General features: G+C 73.1%; 13 protein-coding genes. 9 read left to right on the top strand and 4 right to left on the bottom strand.

Features of this window, described 5'->3' with window-relative positions; genetic code table 11:
- Positions 1-169 precede the first annotated feature (169 nt).
- Complete coding sequence (locus ACWDBE_RS03810) at positions 170-538, top strand: hypothetical protein (RefSeq protein ID WP_449807129.1); 369 nt, start codon at positions 170-172, stop codon at positions 536-538.
- Between the two features lie 83 nt (positions 539-621).
- Positions 622-1,389 carry a hypothetical protein gene (locus tag ACWDBE_RS03805; RefSeq protein WP_449807128.1) on the top strand — a complete coding sequence of 256 codons (768 nt, stop codon included), beginning with the start codon at positions 622-624 and terminating at the stop codon, positions 1,387-1,389.
- A gap of 86 nt (positions 1,390-1,475) precedes the next feature.
- Here ACWDBE_RS03805 and ACWDBE_RS03800 read toward each other — a convergent pair whose 3' ends face one another.
- Positions 1,476-2,384, bottom strand: a complete 909-nt coding sequence (locus ACWDBE_RS03800; RefSeq protein ID WP_402399100.1) for a UTP--glucose-1-phosphate uridylyltransferase — start codon at positions 2,382-2,384, stop codon at positions 1,476-1,478.
- Positions 2,385-2,619: 235 nt separating this feature from the next.
- Between ACWDBE_RS03800 and ACWDBE_RS03795 the strand changes: the two genes are divergently transcribed.
- The 3 genes from ACWDBE_RS03795 (at position 2,620) to ACWDBE_RS03785 (ending at position 5,433) form a co-directional block, all read left to right on the top strand.
- On the top strand, positions 2,620-3,936 hold the full coding sequence (locus ACWDBE_RS03795; RefSeq protein ID WP_449807127.1) for a hypothetical protein: 1,317 nt from the start codon (positions 2,620-2,622) through the stop codon (positions 3,934-3,936).
- The gene (locus ACWDBE_RS03790) at positions 3,933-4,562 is read left to right on the top strand and encodes a RipA family octameric membrane protein (protein ID WP_449807126.1); all 630 of its coding nucleotides are present in this window, start codon (positions 3,933-3,935) and stop codon (positions 4,560-4,562) included. Before ACWDBE_RS03795 ends, ACWDBE_RS03790 begins: the two co-directional genes overlap by 4 nt.
- Before the next feature lie 139 nt (positions 4,563-4,701).
- The gene (locus ACWDBE_RS03785; RefSeq protein WP_449787680.1) at positions 4,702-5,433 is read left to right on the top strand and encodes a TetR/AcrR family transcriptional regulator; all 732 of its coding nucleotides are present in this window, start codon (positions 4,702-4,704) and stop codon (positions 5,431-5,433) included.
- Between the two features lie 43 nt (positions 5,434-5,476).
- On the opposite strand, the gene ACWDBE_RS03780 is transcribed toward ACWDBE_RS03785, so the two are convergent.
- Both ACWDBE_RS03780 and ACWDBE_RS03775 read right to left on the bottom strand, forming a co-directional pair.
- Positions 5,477-7,252, bottom strand: a complete 1,776-nt coding sequence (locus ACWDBE_RS03780) for a penicillin-binding transpeptidase domain-containing protein (protein WP_449807125.1) — start codon at positions 7,250-7,252, stop codon at positions 5,477-5,479.
- Between the two features lie 200 nt (positions 7,253-7,452).
- Complete coding sequence (locus tag ACWDBE_RS03775; protein ID WP_449787678.1) at positions 7,453-8,691, bottom strand: cytochrome P450; 1,239 nt, start codon at positions 8,689-8,691, stop codon at positions 7,453-7,455.
- Between the two features lie 194 nt (positions 8,692-8,885).
- On the opposite strand from ACWDBE_RS03775, the gene ACWDBE_RS03770 reads away from it, so the two are divergent.
- Both ACWDBE_RS03770 and ACWDBE_RS03765 read left to right on the top strand, forming a co-directional pair.
- Entirely contained in the window at positions 8,886-9,515 is a 630-nt protein-coding gene (locus ACWDBE_RS03770) for a hypothetical protein (protein WP_449787677.1), read from the top strand.
- A 299-nt stretch (positions 9,516-9,814) separates the two neighbouring features.
- Complete coding sequence (locus tag ACWDBE_RS03765; protein WP_449807124.1) at positions 9,815-10,471, top strand: hypothetical protein; 657 nt, start codon at positions 9,815-9,817, stop codon at positions 10,469-10,471.
- 91 nt (positions 10,472-10,562) lie between these two features.
- Here the strand turns inward: ACWDBE_RS03765 and ACWDBE_RS03760 are convergent, their stop codons facing one another.
- Entirely contained in the window at positions 10,563-13,769 is a 3,207-nt protein-coding gene (locus tag ACWDBE_RS03760) for a M28 family peptidase (RefSeq protein ID WP_449807123.1), read from the bottom strand.
- A gap of 356 nt (positions 13,770-14,125) precedes the next feature.
- On the opposite strand from ACWDBE_RS03760, the gene ACWDBE_RS03755 reads away from it, so the two are divergent.
- Together ACWDBE_RS03755 and ACWDBE_RS03750 are read left to right on the top strand one after the other, a co-directional pair.
- A complete protein-coding gene (locus ACWDBE_RS03755) occupies positions 14,126-15,559 on the top strand; it encodes a helix-turn-helix domain-containing protein (RefSeq protein ID WP_449807122.1) in 1,434 nt (477 codons plus the stop codon).
- A gap of 310 nt (positions 15,560-15,869) precedes the next feature.
- On the top strand, positions 15,870-16,727 hold the full coding sequence (locus tag ACWDBE_RS03750) for a sterol desaturase family protein (RefSeq protein ID WP_449807121.1): 858 nt from the start codon (positions 15,870-15,872) through the stop codon (positions 16,725-16,727).
- The last annotated feature ends 55 nt before the right edge of the window (positions 16,728-16,782 follow it).

The raw sequence follows: 16,782 nt of genomic DNA, 5'->3' as shown, positions 1-16,782 counted from the left end.
TGCGGGGAGAGGGATCCGGGGCGGCCCGCGGGCCGGGATCCGGGGGCGTACCGGTGCCAGCGCGTTACAGTATTACGCACCCTGTCAAGCAGTAACGATCACCTCGCCCGGCCCGTACGGGGAACCGCCCCCGCTCGACGGGTCGGGCATCGATGCGCTCGGCAAGTGCATGCGGCCCGCCGCCGGTCTCGTCGGCTGGGGCATCGAGCGCGCCACCTGCGACGGCAGCGACAACCAGAAGTGGCAGGACGGGGCAGACGGTGCCCTCGTGCACAGCGCCTCCTCGCTCTGCCTGGACATCCCGGGGTGGAACGGCAACCTCGGCGCCCAGTTGGCGCTGTACTACTGCAACGGCGCCAACGCGGCCAACCAGCACTGGTCCTCCAGCGCGAACGCGCCCAGCGGCCCGCCCTACATCAGCACCCTGACCCCGCAGTACGACGCGCAGGGGAACACCACCAGCCGCACCACGGTCGGCACCACCACCCTTCCCACTTCGATGTTTGCTGGGACTGTCCGCTGCCGGACGGTCCGATGACCTGATCCGCACTCAGGCCGCTGCCCGCCGCTTCGGCGGCGGGCAGCGGCCGCCGTAGCACCCCTTCCGCACAAGGAGAAAGCATGCCCAGGGACATCGCCACGGTCTGCCTGGACGGGACGGCCGCCGACGAGGTGAGGGCCGCCCTCACCGAGGCCCTCGCCCCCTTCGCGCACGACGCCCAGCCGGTGGACGGCCGCTGGCAGGGCGAATGGGACTGGTGGCACATCTACGGGGGAGACGGTGAGCACGGCCTGGCCGTCCGCTCCGGTCATGAGAGCGACCCGCGACTGATCCGCAGCCCCGTCTGGCTGGACGGCTCCACGCGCCCGGCGCCGCCGGCGCACCGGTGCGACGGCGGACCTCGAGGCCTCCTCGACCTCGACACCGAGCGCACGGCCGCAGCCGTCGCCGCTGCCCGGGAGTGGGACGACTGGTCGGCGTTCGCCGCGCGGTTCCCGCCCGCGCGCTCCCTTCGGGCGATGTCCGAACGCGGCCCGTCGGCTCCCCCCGCCGACGGCTCGCCCTATCAGGCGTTCAGGGAACAACCGCTCATGCGCGCTCTTGTCGCCTGGCGGCAGTCCGACCCGAACGCCCCGACATGGACCAGGGACTCGGATCCCGTCTGGCGCTTCGGCGAGAGCCGCGAGCAGTACGCACATCGAGCCGCCGTACGGGTCCGGACCACGAACGTCCTGGTCACCCTCGACGGCCGGTGGACCGACTGCTTCGAGTACGCCCCCACGCCGCAGCAGCCGATCGCCGCCGACGCGTACTTCGACTTCGCGGACCGGTACCTCCGCGAACTGCCGGACGACGCCCTCATCGTCCGCGTCCGATTCCATTCGTGACACCGAGCACCACCGGAGCGGGGCCGCCACCACCACGGTGGCGGCCCCGCTGTCCTGTCAGCGCGCCGACGGTCGTGCCCCGGACCCTACCGGGCGGCCGCCGGGGAGAGCTCCGCGGCGAGCCGGCGCAGCTCGGGCCCGTACTCGGGGTTGGCCAGCGCGGCGGCGAACTGGGCGCGCAGGTAAGCGGCGGGGTTGCCGGTGTCGTACCAGGTGCCGGCGATGACCTGCCCGTACACCGCCCGCCGGGCCGCGTAGGCGTTGATGGCGTCGGTCAGGTAGACCTCGTCCTCGGGCTTCTCGTGCCACCGGAGGGTGAGTTCGCGCAGTTCGTCGACGATGCCGGGGGTGATCACGTAGCCGCCGATCGCCGCGTACGAGGAGGGCGCGTCGGCCGGCTTCGGCTTCTCGACCAGGCCGGTGATCCGCAGTGAGCCGCCGCCCAGGTCCTCCTTCACCACCGGCACGCCGTAGCGGTAGGAGTCCTCGGGAGCCATCGGCATCAGCGCGAGCACCGGCGCGTTGGTCTGCTCGTACGCCCGGATCAGCTGCTGTGCGCGGGGGACCTCCGCCACGAAGACGTCGTCGGGCCAGAGCACCAGGCAGGGCTCGTCGCCGAAGTGGCGGGCGGCGTTCAGCACCGGGGTGCCGTTGCCGTAAGGACCGTGCTGGTAGAGGTAGCTGATGTGGCCCTTGCGGGACAGCTCGCCGACCTCCTCGACCGCCGCGGCGAAGGCCGCCTTGCCGTCCCGGCGCAGCTGCTCGACCAGGACGGGGTTGGGGCGGAAGTGCTCCTGGATCAGGCCCTTGTCGCCGTTCACGACGATGGTGATGTCGGTGATGCCGCTCTCGACCAGCTCGCGCACGGTGTGCTCGATCACCGGCTTGTCGCCGACCGGCAGCATCTCCTTCGGCGTGGCCTTGGTCAGCGGCAGGAGGCGGGAGCCGAGTCCTGCGGCGGGGATGACGGCTCGGCGGATCGTCCTGGGGGCCATGTGACGCCCTCTCGTTCGGCGGTGGAGCTGCGCCGGGGTGACGCGGCGGCACCGCCGACGCTACCAAGAGCCGACGTGGTGTCGAGTGGACCGTCGGTGTACGGGAGTTGGCCCCGCGGCGGCCTTGGGGCGTCGCGCCGCACCGGAGTGCCGCCCTCCGCGTTGCGCTGCCCCTGCCCCAGGGTGTAAACACCCGTTACTTTGTAACGAACCATCAGGGGAGCCGGAGGGGAAGTTGACGCTGGATCTGCGGCGACAGGGGTCGGTCGAGGAGGACATGGTCTTCTTCGCGATGCCGTACGAGGACAAGGAGTTGCCGAACGGCAGGACGGAGAACTTCGACGACCTGTACGAGGGACACTTCGAGGACTGGATCAGGAACTGGGACCTGCGCGCCGAGCGCGCTGACAAGGTCCCCGGCACCACCGAGAGCGCGATGGACGTCGCCTGGGCCGGGATCGACCGGGCCGGGATCGTGGTCGCCGACCTCTCCGTCCCGTCGACGTCCGTGGCCATGGAGCTGGCCTGGGCGCTGTGCCTGCGCAAGCGGCTGGTGGTGATCGCGCACAAGGGCGCCCAGGTGCCCAGCAACGCCCTGGGACAGTTCCGGGTGGTGTGGTACGAGTGGAGCGTGCGGGGCCTGTTCGAGCTGCGCAGGAGCCTGCAGGCGGAGATCGAGGCCCTGCGCCGGCAGCCCCGCGCGCCGGAGATGGACCTGCGGCCGTACACGCCGGAGGATCGCCAGCGCGCCAGAGCCAGGGTGGAGGAGGTCAGCGAGGACCACATCCGGGTCCGTGACCTCCGCAACCCGCGCCGGATCGCCGAGATGCACAAGCGCGACATCGGCTACCACGAGACCATCCCGGACCACATGTCGCAGCGCTTCCACGTCGGTCGGGACTACCCCGGCTTCTTCGTGTACCGGGACAACGTGCTGGTCTTCACCCAGCAGGAGGGCGAGGACCCCTGGGACGGCTGGGAGCGGACCTACCAGCGCGGCGCCGTGTTCACCGCGCGGGTCTACCAGGTGAACAACGCGGGCGTCTGGGTCGAGCTGCCCGGGGGCGGCCGCTCCCGGATGCGGGCGCACGAGGCGGCGGGGCTGAAGGAGAACGACGAGGTGCAGGTGGTGATCCGGTGGATCGACCGGGTGCGCCAGCGGATCGAGATCGGTGCCGCGAACCCGCCGGCCGGAACCTCCGCCGCCTTCCCGGCCGTTCCGTTGCAGGCCCTGTCGCTGGAGGACTACCCGCGGCCGGGGGAGCGGCAGGGGGCCACCGTCACCGTCGTCAACGAGTCCTTCGTCCTGGTGAGGTTGGACGACCACCCCGAGCTGCCCACGCCGGCGCTGCTGCACGCGCGGCGCATGCTGCCCGCGCTCCGCGAGGAGCTGGAGGCGGGCAGGCTGGCGGAGGGCCGGCGGGTCCTGGTCGACGTCGAGGAGGTCGGCCCCTCGCGGACCAAGCCGGGCCGGGTCGACATCCGGGTGCGCGAGGTCGAGGGCGAACTGCCGCCGCAGGACGGGTCGGTGGCGGAGGTGCCCGCGTGGTGAGCCCCGGCCAGGCACCGTCCGTCCCGCCGTCCGTCGCACCGTCCGTCCCGCCGTCCGTCCCGCAGGCCGTCGCGCCGCCCACCCAGTCGGCCTCGCCGCCCGCCCCGCCGAACCCACCGACCCCGCTCGACGCGAGGCTGTGGAACGGCCTGGTCGGCGCGCGGGAGTACGAGGCGGGCGAGAAGTACCAGGCGGCCGTCCTGGAGCAGTACAAGCTGTACGTGGAGATGGCGGACCGGGTCAGCGCCCGCCGCAGCCTGACCAACACCTTCTTCCTGACCGTCAACGCCGCCCTGCTGGCCGGGGTCGGCGCGGTCCGGGGCGGCGCGCTGGAGGGGCTGCCGACCTGGGGGCTGGTGGTGGCCGGACTGGTGGCGGTGGGGCAGTGCGCGGCCTGGTTCCTGCTGATCGCGTCCTACCGGCAGCTCAACCGGGCCAAGTACCGGGTGATCAACGCACTGGAGCAGCGGCTTCCAGCGCGCGCGTACGATGCCGAGTGGGTGGAGCTCGGGGACGGCAAGACGATCCGGCGGTACCTCCCGCTCACGCTGGTGGAGCTGTGGATCCCGGTGCTGTTCCTGCTCTTCTACCTCACCGCCGGTGCCGTGGCGGTGAGCCTGGCCTGACGGTGAAACAGGGGCCGGGCAGCGCCGCGACATGTCCGGCCCCGACATCGGTGCCGCCCCGACGCCGGGTCAGACCCGGGGTCGGTAGGATACGACGCATTCGAACGTGCGATCGTCGGGGCCTGGGAAGAGCGGGAAGATGAACACGCTGACGCGACGCGACCGACTCCGTCTCCAGATGTCGGAGGACGTGCGGGCCGTCGCACGGGACATCATCGCGGCGCGCGGGGTGGAGGCCCTGAGTCTCGCCGAGATCGCCCGGCGGGTGCAGGTGACCCCCGCGGCGCTCTACCGGCACTTCGAGAACCTGGCGGACATCGTCCGGCACGCCGCCCGAGACATCGTCGCCGACCTCGCGCTGGAACTCCAGGCTGCGGTCGACGCGCAGGCCGAGACCGACTTCGCGGCCCGGCTGATCGCCCCCACCCGGATCTTCCGCCAGTGGGCGCTCGCCCACCGCGAGGAGTTCAACCTGCTGTTCGGCACGCCGACGGCCACGGCGGCGGGCGCCCAGACGGACATGAGCAGCGACTGGGTCCGCCGGCTCTCCGAGGTCTGGGGCCCGGTGTTCGTGCAGCTCTGGAACGCCCGCCCCTACCCGGTGCCGGCCGACGACGAACTGGAGCCGCTGCTGCGGCAGCAGATGGCGGCGTACCGTGCGGCGACCGGAGTGGAGATGCCGCTCGGCGCGGTGGTCGTGATGCTCTCCAGCTGGCGTTCGATCTACGGCCAGGTGGCGCTGGAGGTGTTCGCGCACTTCGCGCCCCTGATCGTCGACCAGGAGCCGATGTTCGAGATGCTGATGCGGGACCTGATGGACCGGATGGGCCTGGGGGCGGACTACCGGCCGCCGACCCCCGCCGGAGCGTAGGTCGGCGGCCGGCCGGACCGCCTGGGAAGGCGGCCGCGGGCCGTCAGCCCTTGTTGCCCGCCTTCAGCACCTGCGCCGCCGCCACTCCCGCCGCGCTGAAGCCGTGCCCGCCGCCCTCGACCTCGGCCGCGACGGCGAGGTCGCCGCGGTAGGCGATGAACCAGCTGTTGTTCGCCTGGCCGCCGGCCTCGACGGTGCCGGTCTTGGCGCCGATCTGCCCGGACAGCCCGGCCATCGGGGTGCGGGCGGTGCCCTGGGTGGCGGTCTTGGCCATCATGGCGCGCAGGTCCCGGACGACGTCGGCGGGGAGCTTGCCGGGCGCCGTCACCCGCTTCACGTCCTCGCGCAGCACGGGCTGGCGGAACGTTCCGCTCTGCACGGTGGCGGCGACCGAGGCCATCGCCAGTGAGTTGGCCTGGATCCGGCCCTGGCCGATGTACGCGGCCGCGGCCTCGTCCTTGTTCCCCGGCGGCGGGATGGTGACGTCCCGGCTCGGGACGCCGATGTGCCACTCCAGACCGAGGCCGAACTGCTCGCGGGCCACCGAGGCCAGCGTGCCGGGCTGGAGCTTCTCCAGGCCCTTGTCGATGAAGCCGGTGTTGCAGGAGTGGGAGAAGTCGTCGGCGAGCGTGTAGGACGGGAAGTCGCCGGGCTCGTCGTTGTGCCAGGCGCGCGGGGAGTTGGTGGTGGCCTTGCACGGCACCACGGTGTCCGGGCTCACCCCGGCCTCCAGCAGGGCGGCCGAGGTGATCACCTTCATCGTCGAGCCGGGCGCCTGGCCGCCGGCGAGCGCGCGGTTGAAGCCGCCCTGCGGGGCGTACGCCATCGCCAGGATGAAGCCGGTGCTCGGCTCGATGGCCACCAGTGAGGCCGGATTGCCGTTCGCCGACTGCTGCTTGACCGCCTCCTCGGCCGCCTGCTGGAGGTCGGCGTCCAGGGTGAGCCTGACCTTCGGGGCGGTCGGCGGGGTCAGCACGAACAGCTGCTCCGCCTCCGCGCCGCTGCCCGCGCCCGAGAGCACCACGGCCTGGCCGGGCGCGGTGGTGCTGCCCTCCGGCGGGGTGATCTGGGGGAGGACGGCGCGCAGCGAGGGGAAGGCGTCGAGCGGCCGGCCCTTGCGGTCGGTGGGCTTGGACACGGCGTTGGGCAGCGCCTTCACCGCGATGGTCCGGCCCGGGGCGAGCTGGGGGTGGATCACCGAGGGCTTCCAGCGCACCACGGGCCGCCCGTCCTGGGATCGGACGAAGCTCAGCACGCTGTCGTACTCCCAGGCGTCCGGGATGCCCTCGAACTCCGCCTTCACCCGGAAGCCGAGGGCCGGCTCGCTCGGGGTGTCGGCCGGCGCGCGGCCCGTCCTGGTCAGCGCGAGCGAGCGGGCGCCCACCTGCTCGTGGAACGTGGCCAGCGCGGCGCGGGCGCTCTCCGGGTGGTCCGTCAGGCCGGCCGCGGCGGCGATGTCGCCGCGGCTCCAGGCCGCCAGGAACTCCTTGGCCGCCGCCTCGGCCTGCTCGGCGGTCGGCGGGTCCTGCGGGGCCTTCGCCACGGTGGCGGAGCCCTGGTGGCCGCCGACGGAGGGGTCGTTGTCCGTCACGGCGTTCAGCACGTTGTAGACGCCGTAGCCGCCGACCGCCAGCAGGGCGGCGAACACCCCGCCTGCCGTCACCATCACGACCCGGCGCGCGGTCGAGCCGCGCCGGCCCCCACCGCCACCGTCCTCGTCGCGGTCCGGGCCGTCGAGGTCGTAGTCGACGTCGTCATCGGCGAGTTGGTCGTACTCCTGATGACCTTCGTGCCTGTTGTCCCGGTGTTCCTCGAACACGCTTCCGTCCCCCCTGCGATCCTTCGTCTGCCGCGGGCCTGTCCCATTCGGCGGATCGGCCCGCGGGCCCGAGGCCGGACGAGAGTCCGTTCGGGCGCGGATCAGCCTATGCCGAGACGGATGGTCGGTCGACAGCCGGGCCGGTCCACCCGATCAATGCGGCGCGGGCCCGGAAGGTTGCACACGTCTTCGGGCCCGCCTCAGCCCAGCACCGCCGGCGTCGGCCCGTCCGGCCGCACCGTGATGCTGTACGCCGCCCCCGCCGGCCGCGAGCGGAATGCCAGGGGCCCCATCGGCAGCAGGAGTTCCAGCAGCGCCGTGGTCTCGCGCAGCGCGAACTGGGTGCCCAGGCAGGCGCGGGCGCCGAGGCCGAACGGGAAGTACGCGCCGAGCTGCCCGGGGCGGTCCGCGCCGGGGGCGAAGCGGTCCGGGTCGAAGCGCTCCGGGTCGGGCCACAGCGCCGGGTCGCGGTGGGTGAGGTACGGGCAGACCAGCACGTCCGTCCCGGCGGCGACGCGGTGCCCGGCGATGACGTCGTCCTCGACGGCGTGCCGGGGGAGCAGCCAGGCGGAGGGGTAGAGCCGCAGGGTCTCGCTCACCAGCGCCTGCGGATCGGCCGTCCGGGCCCCGGGGTGGCGGTCGAGCAGCAGGAAGAGCCAGGTGAGCGTGGTGGCCGTGGTCTCGTGGCCGGCGACGAGCAGGGTGACCAGCTCGTCGCGGATCAGCCGGTCGGTGTACTCGGGGTACCGCTCGCCCGCCTCGACCAGCACCCGGAGCACTCCGGGCTCGTCGGTCGGGCCGGCCGAGCGTGCCGCGTCGATCGCCGCGTGGGCCACCGCGTCGATCCGGGCGAGGTCCCCGGCGACGGCGTCCCGGGCGTCCGCCGCGTCGGTCGGCAGTTTCGGCATCGCGGCCACCACCCGCTCCACCGACCGGAGTTCGTGGTCCGTCCGGTCGTCCAGCGGCAGCCCGGTGAGCGCCCGCCAGACGGTGTCCAGGGCGAAGCGGCGCATCTCCTCGCCGAGGTCGAAGGTCTCCCCGGTGCGCCGGTACCCCGCCCAGCGCTCGGCGGTGCGCTGTGCCGCCGCGGCGATCCGTTGCTCGTAGCGGCGCATCCCGGTGCCGGTGAACTGCGACTGCAGCAGCCGCCGTTGACGCTTCCAGGCGTCCCCGGCGGCGGACAGCACGCCGTCCCCGACCAGCATCCGGGCGCGGTGCGAGCGCTTGACGTACCGGTCCGGATGGCGGCCCAGGACGTGCTGCACGGCGGCCGGGTCCGTGACCAGGACGGTCGGCGTCGGGCCGAGCCGGAAGGCGGCGACGCCACCGACGCCGCGCTGGGTGCGGGCCAGCAGGTCGACGAGCTCGGCCTCCTCGGCCCGCCACTGCTCGACGACCTCGGCGGCCAGTTCCGGTACCGGGCGGGTGTCCGTGCTCACGGGGTGTTTCCTTCCGGTCTGCTGACGGTTCGTCCGTGCCGACCGACTCTATGCCAGGGCGCCCCCGGCCCGGGTTGCGCCGACCGGGCGGCGGGCGGCGGCCCGGGCAGCGCGGCACCCCGCCGCACGGCACCCGTCCGAGTACCGTGCGGCGGGGCCGAACGGCCCTGATCGCTGCGCGGATGGGAGAACGCATGCCCGGGAACCGGCACTTCGGAGGCGGCCCGACCGGCCGAGCGGCCCGGTGGCTGGTGGCCGCCCTGCTCGTACCGGCCCTGGCGGCCTGTGGCGGCGGCTCCGGTCAGAACGGCAACGGCCAGAACGGCAACGGGCAGACCTCCAGCCCCCAGCCCGACGACCAGCGGACCAAGGCCCGCGAGACCGAGGCGAGCTTCCAGGACGCCGGCGCGGTGTCCGCCAGTGCGCGGGGTTCCGGCAAGAGGGCCGTCGTCACGTTGAGGAGCTCCTCGCCCAAACCGGTCCAGGCCCTCGTCAGTGACGTCACCGACTGCACGCACAACGCCGAGCACGCCACCCCGAGTCAGGCCGCGGTGACCGTGACCGACCACGGCAGCGAACCGCTGGAGTTCACCCTCCCGACGTCGAGCGGAGCGAGTCGACCGATCTGCTACACGGTGGCCATCGGAGGGGAGAGCCGGGAGCTCAAGGCCGTGGGGGAGATCACCGGTACGGCGTCTCCCAGCCCGGGCGTGCCCACCACCGGCAAGACCGGTCCGACCGGCGGATCGACGAGCCCCGGCGGGAGCGGAACCCCGTACCAGGGCAACGGGGGGACCGGGACCGGGACCGGGAGCACCCCCTGAGCCCTGCCGGGGAGGACCGGCCCGCCGATGCCGAGGACCGGCCCGCTGAAGCGGAGGACCGGCCCGCCGACGCCGAGGAGCGGCCGGCCGAAGCCGAGGAGCGGCCGGCCGCGAGCCCGTGGCGCGGCTGGATCAGCACGCTCGCGGGCTGGATCGCCCCGACCACCTTCGTCACCGCACTGCTCTTCTTCTTCGGCTACGCCTACACCGACGCGCTCTACGGCTACTTCGGCATCGACGCCGAGACGATCGGCTTCTCCACCCAGGAACTGCTCCTGCGCAGTTCCCCGGCGCTCTACATGCCCGTCGGGGTCGCGCTCAGCGGGGTGCTGGTGGCGGCCCTGGCGTTCCCGCTGGTGTCCGGCGCCGCCCGCCGCGGTGCGGGCGCTTCCCGGGTGCTGCGCCGGGTGTGCGTCGCCGCCGTCCTGCCGGTGGTCGCGCTGCTGGCGCTCGGCCTGGCGGCGGGGTTCGAGGTCATCGACGCCGGCCCGATGGGCACCCCACTGCTGATCGGCGGCGGGCTGCTGTTCGCCCTCCTGGCGCGGCTGCTGTACGTGCGGGGCACCGGCGCGCCGTTCTCCGCGGCGGGCGAGCGGGTGGCGCTGGGCGTCACGGTGGCGATCCTCGCGCTGTGCGCGTACTGGGCGGTCGGCAGCTACGCCCAGCAGAAGGGGGCGGCCGACGCCGAAGCGCTCTCCCACAACCTCCAGGTGCGGCCGGCCGTCCTGCTCGACACCTCGGAGCCGCTCGCGCTGGACTGGCCCGGGGTGCGGGAGACGCCACTGCCGGACGCGGGGGCCGGGTCGCACTTCCACTACCGCTACGAGGGCCTGCGGCTGCTGGCGCAGTCCGACAACCGGATGTTCCTGATCCCGCGGCGATGGCTCTGGGAGACCGGCAACGTGCTGGTCCTCCCGGTCGATGCCGGTGTCCGGGTGGCCTTCCACGCCGGCTGAGTGCCCGCCCCGACCCAACACGGCTGCGCCGCGGCCCGTCCCCTCGACGGACCGCGGCGCAGCGGCTTCACCGGGTGTCAGAACACCTTGATCACACCTGCTGCCAGAGCGCGGGCACGATCGGCGGCTCCCAGCCGACCTGGGCGGTGTGGCCCTGGAGGCAGCGGTAGCCGACCCCGTCGTAGGTCACCACGTCACCCGCCTGGTAGGTGGTGCCGGGGGTCCAGGTACCGCCCGGGTCGGTCGGGCCGTTGCCCACCACCAGGGAGAAGCTGGTGCTGTGGGTGGCCGAGCCGGTCCCGGTCAGGGTGATGCTGTAGGTGCCGGCGGCGGTCGAGGCGGAGGTGGCGACGGTGAGCGTCGCCGAGCCGCCGGACTGCACCGAGGACGGGTTGAAGGCGACCGTCACGCCGGCCGGGGCGCCCGAGGCGGTCAGGTTGACCGTCTGGGCCGTGCCGGAGGTGGTCGAGGTGGCGACCGTCGCGGTGGCGGTCTCACCGGGCTTGACGGTGGCGGTGGTCGGGTTCACCGAGACGGAGAAGTCGTTGGTGGGCGTGCTGCCGCCGACCGAGGTCTTCCAGATGGTGTACGCCACGCCGTCGGCGTTGCGGTTGAGCACCGTCGCGTCGACGTTGCCGGTGGTGTCGCAGGACGAGTGGTAGCAGGAGTCGTAGGAACGGCCCGCGGTGCCGCCCCACTTGGCCGCCTGCGCAGAGGTCTTGGTGTCGCTGGCGCCGGCCGCGTAGCCCGAGGTCGGGATGCCGGCCTGCTGGAAGGAGTAGTCGTCCGAGCGGCCCTGGCCCTCGACGTTCTCCTCCGGCTTGAGGTTCAGCGAGTCCCAGTAGGCCTTCATCGGCGCGGCGGCGGTGGAGTCGAGGTTGTTGATGAAGTAGCCGGCGTTGGTCGAGCCGATCATGTCGAAGTTGTAGTACGCCTTGATCGCGGAGCGCTGGGCGGAGCTCAGCCGGCCGACGTAGGACTGCGAGCCCTGCATGCCCTGCTCCTCGCCGGTCCACCAGGCGAACCGGACGTGCCGGGTCAGGCTGGGGTTCTGCTGGGCGAGCACGAGCGCGTTCTCCAGCAGGGTCGCCGAGCCGGAGCCGTTGTCGTTGATGCCGGGCCCGGCCGAGACGCTGTCCAGGTGGGCGCCGAACATGGTGACCTGGTCGGACGGGCCGCCGGGCCAGTCGGCGATCAGGTTGTCGGACTGGTACGTGCAGGAGGTGCAGGTCTGCTCGGTGACGCTGTAGCCGGCGGCCTGGAGCTTGCCCTTGATGTACGCCAGCGACTGGCTGTGTCCGGCGCTGCCCGCCCGGCGGTGGCCGCCGTTCTGGTTGGCGATGGTGTTCAGCTGGGACAGGTGGGCCTGGATCCTGGCGACGTCGATGTCGGGCGCGGGCCCGCCGGGGTTGCCCCCGCCGCCGACGGTCAGGCCGTACTGGGCGGTGTGGGTGGTGGCGCCTGCGGTGCCGGTGACGGTGATCTGGTACGTCCCGGCCACGGCCGCCGCAGAGGCGGACAGGGTCAGCGTCGAGGACGAACCGGCCTGCACCGAGGAGGGGTTGAAGCTCGCGGTGACGCCCGAGGGCAGGCCGGAGGCGGTCAGGCCGACGGTCTGGGCGGTGCCGGAGGTGACGGCGGTGCTCACGGTCGACGAGGTCGAGGTGCCGGGCTGGACGGAGCCGGAGGCCGGGCCGAGCGAGAGCGAGAAGTCGTTGGTGCCGGACGGCGTGCAGGACGGGTCGCCGCTCTGCGCGGGGACGCTGACGGCGTCCCAGGCGGCCTTGGCCCGGTTGAAGAAGGTGCAGCTCGCGTCCAGGCTCTTCGCCGCCGTCAGGGTGGCGGTGCGGTAGCGCTTGTAGGTCATGCCGCTGGTCTTGAGCAGCATGCCGCCGTAGAAGACCCGGCCGGCGTCCTTGATCCCGATGCCGGTGACGGAGGAGTTGTTGCAGGTGGGGCTGGTGGGCTTGCCGCCGCCGGGGTTGGAGCCCTCGGCGAGCAGGTAGAACCAGTGGTTCAGCGGGCCGGCCGCCGCGTGCTCCTCGGTCTGCGGGATCGACGCCGAGTAGCAGTTGGGGTTGTTGCTCACCAGGGAGGGGTTGTACATGTTGCGGATCGGGCCGTTTCCGACCAGGTTGATCATCTCGCCGACGGTGTAGTCCGGGGAGTCGTAGGGGGCGGGCTCGTTGGCGTAGGCCTCGGTGAGCGCGCCCATGATGTCGCCGGTGGCCTCGCCCAGGCCGGACTCGTTGTTGGCGCCGCCGGGGGTGTACTGGTCGATGCCGTGGCCGAACTCGTGGCCGACGACGTCGATGGCGGCGATCCACTTGTTGGCCTGGCTGTGGCCGATGGATATCGTCGAGCCGTCCCAGTAGGCGTTGACGTCGCTGAGGCCGACCTTGACCGGCCAGCTGCCGCCGTTGCCGTTGTGCCCGTTGCGCCCCAGCCAGTCGCGGAGCATGTCCCATTCCTTCTGGGCCGCGAACATGGCGTCCCCGCAGCCGGTCTCCTTGCTGGAGGCGCTGCCGGTGCCCCAGGAGTCGCCCGACTTGGAGAACACCTGACCGGTGCCGTAGTCGGAGCAGGAAAGGCCGGGCCGGTTGGGGTCGCGCAGCGAGTACGAGCCGCCGGAGCCGGTGGTGCTGATGGTGACCGGGGAGGGGCCGTTCCACTCGCTGTTGACGGTGCCCGCGCGCACGTCGTCGTAGCGGTCGACGACCTCGCCGGTCGCCGCGTCGACGAAGACGTGCAGGCGGCTGGGTGCGCTGCCCCGGTGGCCGGTGAGGACGGTCTCCCAGGCGAGGCGGCTGCTGCCGTCCTTGACCCGGACGACCAGGCGACGGGACTCCACCGAGTCCACGGCGGGCAACTCGGTGCGGGCGGTCCGCTCCGCCTGGTCGGCGCCGACCTGCGGGGTGACCGAGCCGCCGACGGGGCCGGGGGCGGCCGACTGCAGGGCACGGACCTTGCCCTGCCCGTCGGCCAGGACCACCGCGTCACCGCCGACCACCGGCAGGCCGCGGTAGCTGCGCTCGTACGCCACCGAGTACAGACCGCCCACCCACGGGGTGACGGCCTTGCGTTCGTAGGTCTCGTCGGGGCCCTTGGCCAGGGCGTCCAGGCCGGCCGCGGCCGCGGCGTCGGCCGCGTTCACCGCGGCGGCCAGGGCGCTGGGCGGTGTCGGGGAGGGGGCGGGTGCGGCGCCGGCCGGGCCCGCGGTGGCGGCGATCATGCCGGCCAGTACGGTCAGGGTGGTCGCCGTGGTCAGCAGCCGGCGTGCGGAAACTCTGCGTTGCATCGAGGCTCCTCGCGTGTGGGGGTCCTCGACCGCGGACGACCAGGACTGGTGGCGCACCGCAGGGCCGCGTCCGGGGGACGGCCGTGCGGGCCGTCCGCGCTCGGGTGCCCGAACCCTCACACGACGTCATGCTCAGGTCAATGCCTGGTGCGCTCGAGGCAAGGACTTGGCGAATTCCGTCAAGGCGGCAGGCCCTTCTTTGCGTCAAGCTGGGGTTTTTCTCAGGTGGTTGAGACCACGTCATGTACGGCGCGGGTGTCGATCGAGTACCGTCCTCGTCATCGGAGTCGTCGGAACCACTGGAATCGTCGGCGGCCGTGCGAGCGGCCGGGGACGACGCGCCCGGGGAGGCAGCCGTGCAGCGCAACCGTGTGGCCCCCGCGGCGGCGGTGCCGGCACCGCCGACCGGCCGGGGCCAGGAGGCCTGGCGGGAGTTCGGCGCCCGGCTGCGGCACTGGCGGCGCCGGGCCGGCCTCACCCAGGCGCAGCTCGGCGCCGGGATCGGTTACGACCACACCGCGGTCAGCAAGATCGAGCACGGTGCCCGCCGGGTCACCCCCAGGACCGCCGACCGGATCGACGACCTCCTCGGTGCCGCCGGTGAGTTGAGCGCCGCCTGCCAGCGCGCCGAGAGCGCCGAACTCTGCCACGTCAACGCCTTCTCGCCCGCCCTGCTCCGGCCCCCGCTGCCGGGCGGGGCCCCGTCCGGCCCGCCCGCCCCGCTGCCGGCCCCCGCTCCGCTGCGGCTGCCCGACTACGGCCTGCTCTGCCCGCTGCACGGCGCCGAGGGCTGTCCCGTCCCGGAACCCGGGGAACTCGGCGATCTGCACGCCGAGTTCTGCGCCCCCGAGACGCTCGGCGGCCGGGCCGCCGCCCGCCCGCTGGACGCCGTCACCGCGCACGCCCTGACCGGGCTGCTCGCCGCCCACCTGCGCTCCGGTGAGACCGGCGACAGGCCGGTCCTGGCCGCCGCCGTCGAGCGCACCCTGCGCGCCGTGCTCGCCCGGCTCGCCACCGCCCCCGCCGCGCAGCGCGGCCCGCTGGTCCGGCTGGCCGCCGAGCACGCCCACGCGGCCGGCGCGCTGCGGATGCAGGACGGCCGCAACGCCACCGCGATGGCCAGCTACGACCGCGCCCTCACCTGGGCCGGACTGGCCGCGGACCAGGCCACCCAGGTCGGCACGCTCAGCGACATGAGCATCCTGGCCCGGCTGGACGGGGACCCGGTCGCCGCCCTCGGCTACGCCCGCGAGATGGAGCAGATCGCGCCGGGCCGGCACTGGGCCGGGGCGATGGGACGGATCAGCCGGGCCCGGGCGTACGCGCTCACCGGCGACGTACGGGCGACCGTCCGGCAGATCGGCCTGGCCCGGGCGCACCTGGACCACATCGGCGCGCAGGACGAGGTCGACGTGCCCTGGCTCTCCATCGCCTCGATGCGGATGCGGGTCGAGTCCGCCGCGGCCGCCGCGCTGCGCGACGTCGCCGCGGCCACCGACGACCCCCGGCTGGCCCGCCGGGCACTGGACGCCACCGAGACCGCCCTCGGCCTGCTCGGTCCTGACCAACTTCCCTCCAGTCGCCTCCTCTTCACCGTCCGGGCGGCGGACTGCCACGTCTGCGCGCACGACCCGGCGGCGGCCGTCGACCTGCTCGGCCCGGCCCTGGAGGCGACCGGCGCGACGGCCCTGCCCGCGCTGGTCGAGTACGAACTGCGCGGTCTGCGCGATCGTCTCGCGGCGCACGCGCCCCGTGCCGCACGCCGGTTGGCGGAGCCGGCCCGCTCCTGACCCGGCGGCGCTCCGTGACCCTCCGGCGGCGACCGTCGTCCGATGTGGCCGGATCGGGCGCCGTGCGCGGCGGCGCGAGAGGGGGCGCGCCAGCGCCCGGCACCCCGCACAGCGGTCCTGTCACACCGTCAACTCCCGCCGTTCTCGAAAATGCGCCCCTTTCGCGCCGTACAAACGTCAACTTCGTGAGCGTATAGTCCGCCGATCGGGTCATTCATGGAGTTAACACGTCGAATGACTGTCACGGCGCGTGTCTGCCGCTAGAGTCTCTGACGTTTCCAGTTGTTAGTCCGCGAAGAACGGGGGGCGCGTGCTGTCAGCCATTGCCCGCCGGCTCGCCCATCCGCTACTGCTCCTGGGTGTGCTGTGCACGGCCGTCGCAACCCTGCACTTCCACTGGGCGCCGGACCGGGTCTCCCCGCTCTTCCTGGTCGCCGTCCTCGGATATCTGGCGGTCCTGGAACGGGTGATCCCGTACCGGACCGACTGGCACCCGAGTCGACGTGAACTCGGCTGGTACAGCGTCTACTTCGTGCTGAGCATGGTCGGCGGGGCACTGGCCCAGGGGCTGGTGGCGGCGCTGGTGGAGATGCTCGGCCCGGCCCATCCGGCGCTGCCGTTCGAGATGGAGATCCCACTCGCGCTGCTGGTCGGCTCGCTCGGCGACTACCTCGTGCACCGCTGGTCCCACCGCAACCGGTGGCTCTGGCGGCTGCACGGGGTGCACCACGTCCCGGACAAGGTGAACGTCGCGAACAACGGCGTGAATCATTTCCTGGACGTGTTCGTCGCGCAGTCCGTGGTCCAACTGTCGCTGGCGCTGATCGGATTCTCGCCGGATTCAGTGTTCGTGGTCGGAATATTCGTCCTGGCTCAGGGGTATTTCGTCCACGCCAACATCGAAGTCCGCATCGGCCCGCTCGGCCACGTCCTGGCCGGGCCGGAACTCCACCGCCTGCACCACAGCACCGACCTCGCCGAAGCCGGCCACTACGCCTCCGACCTCTCGCTCTGGGACCACGTGTTCGGGAGCTTCACCTGGCGGCCCGGCAGAGTGCCGAAGGCCGTCGGCCTCACCGACCCGGCCGCGTTCCCCACCACCGGTGAACTCGGCGCCACCCTGCTGCACCCCTGGCGCCGGGCGAAGACCACCGAGCAGTCCGTCTGAACCCGGCCCCCGAGAGGCCGCTCCCACTTGCCCGTGTCCCCGGCGCCACGCCGTC

Source organism: Kitasatospora sp. NPDC001132, from assembly GCF_053598415.1.
This window is presented reverse-complemented; position numbering and strand designations above follow the sequence as displayed.

Excerpts from the sequence above, each read along its gene's own strand:
- ACWDBE_RS03810 (WP_449807129.1), top strand. The coding sequence starts at position 170 with ATGCGGCCCGCCGCCGGTCTCGTCGGCTGGGGCATCGAGCGCGCCACC.
- ACWDBE_RS03805 (WP_449807128.1), top strand. The coding sequence starts at position 622 with ATGCCCAGGGACATCGCCACGGTCTGCCTGGACGGGACGGCCGCCGAC.
- ACWDBE_RS03800 (WP_402399100.1), bottom strand. The coding sequence starts at position 2,384 with ATGGCCCCCAGGACGATCCGCCGAGCCGTCATCCCCGCCGCAGGACTC.
- ACWDBE_RS03785 (WP_449787680.1), top strand. The coding sequence starts at position 4,702 with ATGAACACGCTGACGCGACGCGACCGACTCCGTCTCCAGATGTCGGAG.
- ACWDBE_RS03770 (WP_449787677.1), top strand. The coding sequence starts at position 8,886 with ATGCCCGGGAACCGGCACTTCGGAGGCGGCCCGACCGGCCGAGCGGCC.
- ACWDBE_RS03765 (WP_449807124.1), top strand. The coding sequence starts at position 9,815 with ATGCCCGTCGGGGTCGCGCTCAGCGGGGTGCTGGTGGCGGCCCTGGCG.
- ACWDBE_RS03760 (WP_449807123.1), bottom strand. The coding sequence starts at position 13,769 with ATGCAACGCAGAGTTTCCGCACGCCGGCTGCTGACCACGGCGACCACC.